This window comes from Mesorhizobium sp. M7A.F.Ca.CA.004.06.1.1 (assembly GCF_003999135.1).
Taxonomy (GTDB): domain Bacteria; phylum Pseudomonadota; class Alphaproteobacteria; order Rhizobiales; family Rhizobiaceae; genus Mesorhizobium.
In genome coordinates, this window is the sequence record NZ_RZPQ01000612.1 from 1 (window position 1) to 3596 (window position 3596).

Annotated in this window: 4 protein-coding genes and 1 pseudogene; all 5 read right to left on the minus strand. The window is 64.4% G+C overall.

Annotated features, from left to right (window positions below; translation table 11 throughout):
- The coding region (locus EN906_RS26830; protein ID WP_164777382.1) for a GtrA family protein at positions 1–184 on the minus strand (184 nt) is incomplete at its 3' end.
- A complete protein-coding gene (locus tag EN906_RS26835) occupies positions 181–990 on the minus strand; it encodes a ChbG/HpnK family deacetylase (RefSeq protein ID WP_127269059.1) in 810 nt (269 codons plus the stop codon). The genes EN906_RS26835 and EN906_RS26830, both read right to left, overlap by 4 nt.
- Positions 987–1976: a glycosyltransferase family 2 protein gene (locus EN906_RS26840; protein WP_127269058.1), complete on the minus strand. Its 990-nt coding sequence runs from the start codon at positions 1974–1976 to the stop codon at positions 987–989. The genes EN906_RS26835 and EN906_RS26840 overlap by 4 nt, the downstream gene beginning before the upstream one ends.
- Positions 1969–3132, minus strand: a complete 1164-nt coding sequence (locus EN906_RS26845) for a glycosyltransferase 87 family protein (protein ID WP_127269057.1) — start codon at positions 3130–3132, stop codon at positions 1969–1971. The genes EN906_RS26840 and EN906_RS26845 overlap by 8 nt, the downstream gene beginning before the upstream one ends.
- Positions 3133–3347: 215 nt before the next feature.
- Positions 3348–3596 (minus strand): annotated as a pseudogene (locus EN906_RS26850) (NADH oxidoreductase); the annotation flags it as partial.

Sequence of the window (3596 nt, forward strand, 5' to 3'; positions counted from 1 at the left end):
TCGCCGCGAAGGAAAAGGTGACGGCGACGAACCAGGCAGCGATGTTGGCCGGCACCGGCGGAACCCCGAGCTTGAGCAGCAGGAAAAAGCTGGCAAGGTCGATGGCCGTGTTCGCCAGTCCGACAATGGCGAAGCGGACGATCTTGCTGCCGGCCGAACGCTGGGGCCGATCGGCGTCGCTCATCTCTTGCCGTCCAAGATCTCGACGCCGGCGCGGGCCAGGCTGGCTCCGAACGCGTCCGATGCGAGGGCCGCGAATTCGACCTCGCGCACACCTTGCATCATGTCGCGCGCGCGCAGCGTCTCGTCGACATGGCCGGGATGACACATGAACAGCCCTCGCTCTGGCAACCCTTCGACGGCGGCCTGCAGAACCGCAGCGAACTTTTCCGGTTGCCGCCAGTCATAGATGCCGGCGAGCGGCTGGAAAACGGTGAAGCCCGCGCGCTGCATCGAGCGGTTGAACCCGGCGGCGAGCGCGGCAATCGCAGCGACTTTCGCTCCCGCGGCCAGCGTCGGGGCGCCGCGCAGGGCCGGCCTGTCGGCGCCTTCTGGAAACCGTGCGCACAGCCATGTGCGCACGACGGGAAGGAAATGCACATGCTGATGCCCGTCGACGAAATCGGGGCGGCGGCCAAGCGCCTCGACGAAGCGGCTGTACTGGGCGTCAAGCTCGGCATGGACATGGCGGGCGCCGATGCGGCCGCGCAGAACAGGCAAGGCCAGTGCGCGGAGCGGTGGCAGCCGGCCTTCCGGCGCCAGGGCCGACCGGCCGGTGACGGCCAACTGGTCGGTCAAGGTGAGGTGCAGCCCAACCGCAGCCCGGCCGCACAGCGGTTTTATGCGCTCTGCCTCCTTTGCCCACTCGGGAAAGCCGGTCATGCAGCTGGTGCCGGTCAGGCGCCCCCGATCGAGAAGATCGAGAATCCCGGCGGAAACGCCAGGCGCCAGGCCGTAATCGTCGGCGATCAGGCGAATGCGCCGCGTCATCTGTTCGAAGAGCCCGGCTCCGGCCGGTCGGCGGAGGCATCGCTGCGCACGACATCGCGCACGAGATAGACCGGCCGATCCTTGCTCTCGCTGAGCGTCACCCAGACATATTCGCCGATCAGGCCAAGCAGGGTCAGGTTGAGGCCGCCGAGCAGAACGACGGCAACCAGCAGGCTGGGGTAGCCCGGAACGGCAATGCCGTAGAAGATCACCTCGAAGAACACCTTTGCACCATAGAGCGCGCCGGCCAACGCCGCGAGCAGCCCGCTAAGACTGATCAGGCGCAGCGGAATGACGGAGAACGAGGTGAACCCTTCGAGCGAGAAGGCGATCAGGTTGAGCCGGCTCCATTTCGATGTGCCACTGGCGCGGCCTTCCGGCGAATAGGGCAATGCTTTCTGGCGAAAGCCCGCCCAGGCAAACAGGCCCTTGTTGAAGCGACGCTTGTCACGCAGGCTGGTCAGTGCGCGCGCCACGGCGCCGCGCATGACGCGAAAGTCGCCGGCATTTTCAGGAATGTCGAAACGCTGGCTGCTGTTGATCAGGCTGTAGAAAAGCCGTGCAAGCTGGCTGCGCCGCCAACTCGCCTCGCGGCGGTCGTTCTGGGCATAGACGACGTCGATGTCGGGATGGTTCACCAGCTCGGCGATCAGCTTCAGGCTGATGTCCAGGGAATGCTGGAGGTCGGCGTCCATGATCAGCACCATGTCGCCGCGCGACTGGTCGAGGCCGGCGAGCACAGCGACTTCCTTGCCGAAATTGCGGCTGAGGCGGACGATCTCCCACGATCCCGTCAGCGCCTGCGAAAATCGTCCGGCGCCGTCGTCACGGCTGCCGTCATCGACCAGGATCTTGTGCACGGTCATGCCGAAGCGCTGTGCCACGGCCGCTTCGAGCTCGCCGAGCAGGCGCGCGAAGGCCGATGCCGAAGCCGCCTCGTTGAAGAATGGCGCAACGATATCGAGGCTCTGTCGCAACTCAGCCATTCGCGACTCCCGCATTCACCACCTTTTCCCGTGCCTTGGCCCAGAACCACCAGATCAGCGAACCGGCGATGAAAGTGACGGCCACCGGCCGGAACCAGGGGAAGAGGAAATCGTGCACATGGCGCTCGACGCCGCTCAGCCCGGTCACGAACAGCGTCATCGACAGCACCGAGGCGAGGACGCCGCCTCGTTCTTCGCGCCACAACAGGGCGATGGCAAGACCGGCTGGTACCGCGATCATGGCAAAGGTGTTGGGCTCGACGCGCGGGTTGAAGACGCACATGTAGAAAGTGGCCGTCAGGAAGATCGCCAGCGCTGCCTTTCCCCCTTCGAGCCTGCGGTCGAACCAGATGACGGCTGAAAGCGTAAGGAGGGCCATGACCATGCGCACGATCGTTGCGCCGAATTCCGGTATCGGCAGCCCTATCGTGGTGAACGGTGCCGTGAAATCGGTGGACACGAAATGGCTGGTATTGTCGACGGCCATGGAGGTCAACATCTGGGCGAAGACACGATACTGATCGTTGAGATAGCCGGCGGGAGCAAAAGCGTAAGGCAGTGCGAGCACGAACAGCACCGCCAGCACCAGCACCGGTATCAACCGAAGCCGAAGGGCTCCTACCAACAACAGCATTATGATCGCGGTCGGCTTGGCGATGATGGCAAGCGAAGCCCAGAAGAACGTCTCCGCCCGTCGCCCTTCCAGCGCCGACAATGTGAGAAGCCAGCAAGCGGCGGTCAAAAGGATCGTCGCCTGACCGTTGCGGATCGCGCCGAGCGCCATCGGCAAAGCGAGGAAGAGGCCGAAAGAAAGCAGCCACATCAACTCGCCACCACCGAGCTTGCGCACCTGCCGCATCGCGGCATAGGTCAGCACCGCAAACCCGAGGGAGTGCCACACCACGCCGCCCAGATGCGGACCGAGCTTGACTATCGGAGTGTAGAGCGCGGCAAAGGCCGGCGCGTAGAGATACCCCATCTCGGATTGGGTGTCGTAGAGCGGCAGACCGGCCAGAAGCGCCTCGCTGCCGTCTATATAGGCCTTCCATACCGTCCGCGTGTACGGCGACCGCAGGACCATGGCAAGAACGACCAGGAACGCTCCGATCCACAGGCCAAACCCCAAACGGTCGAAAACCGGCTTGGAAATCGTCATCAAGGCACCCCACACAATCCCGGAACAAGCTCGGTCCAGCCTGTCCCGGCATTCGATGGCGGCGGCATATCACGGACGCAGCGGCATGGCATAGGGGGCTTGATGGACGCGGGTATCGGCCTGACGGTCCCGAGGCGGCGGATAACCGGCGATCTCTGACGCAAAGCACTCCGAGGCCCCCTCGCGTCCAAGCTTCTCGAACCTTTCGAATTGGCCTAAGGCCGGATGAACACCTTGCCGTTCGGCTTGGCCAGTTCCGCCGGCACCCGCGTCATGGCCTCGGCAAGCGGCACCACCGCTGTCACGTCGGTCGACCAGCGCCCGTCGGAAAAACGCTTCTGCGCTTCCAGGATCGCCGGGCCGCGGCGATCCTGGAACTGGCGCATCCACTCGCTCAGCCAAAAACCTTCGATACGCTTGTGCTGGAAGATCAGTTGGCCGGGCTCGCGGATAACAGTGGCTTC

Bases quoted from the DNA above. Each gene is read 5' to 3' on its own strand.
- EN906_RS26835 (WP_127269059.1), bottom strand. From the start codon at position 990: ATGACGCGGCGCATTCGCCTGATCGCCGACGATTACGGCCTGGCGCCT.
- EN906_RS26840 (WP_127269058.1), bottom strand. From the start codon at position 1,976: ATGGCTGAGTTGCGACAGAGCCTCGATATCGTTGCGCCATTCTTCAAC.
- EN906_RS26845 (WP_127269057.1), bottom strand. From the start codon at position 3,132: ATGACGATTTCCAAGCCGGTTTTCGACCGTTTGGGGTTTGGCCTGTGG.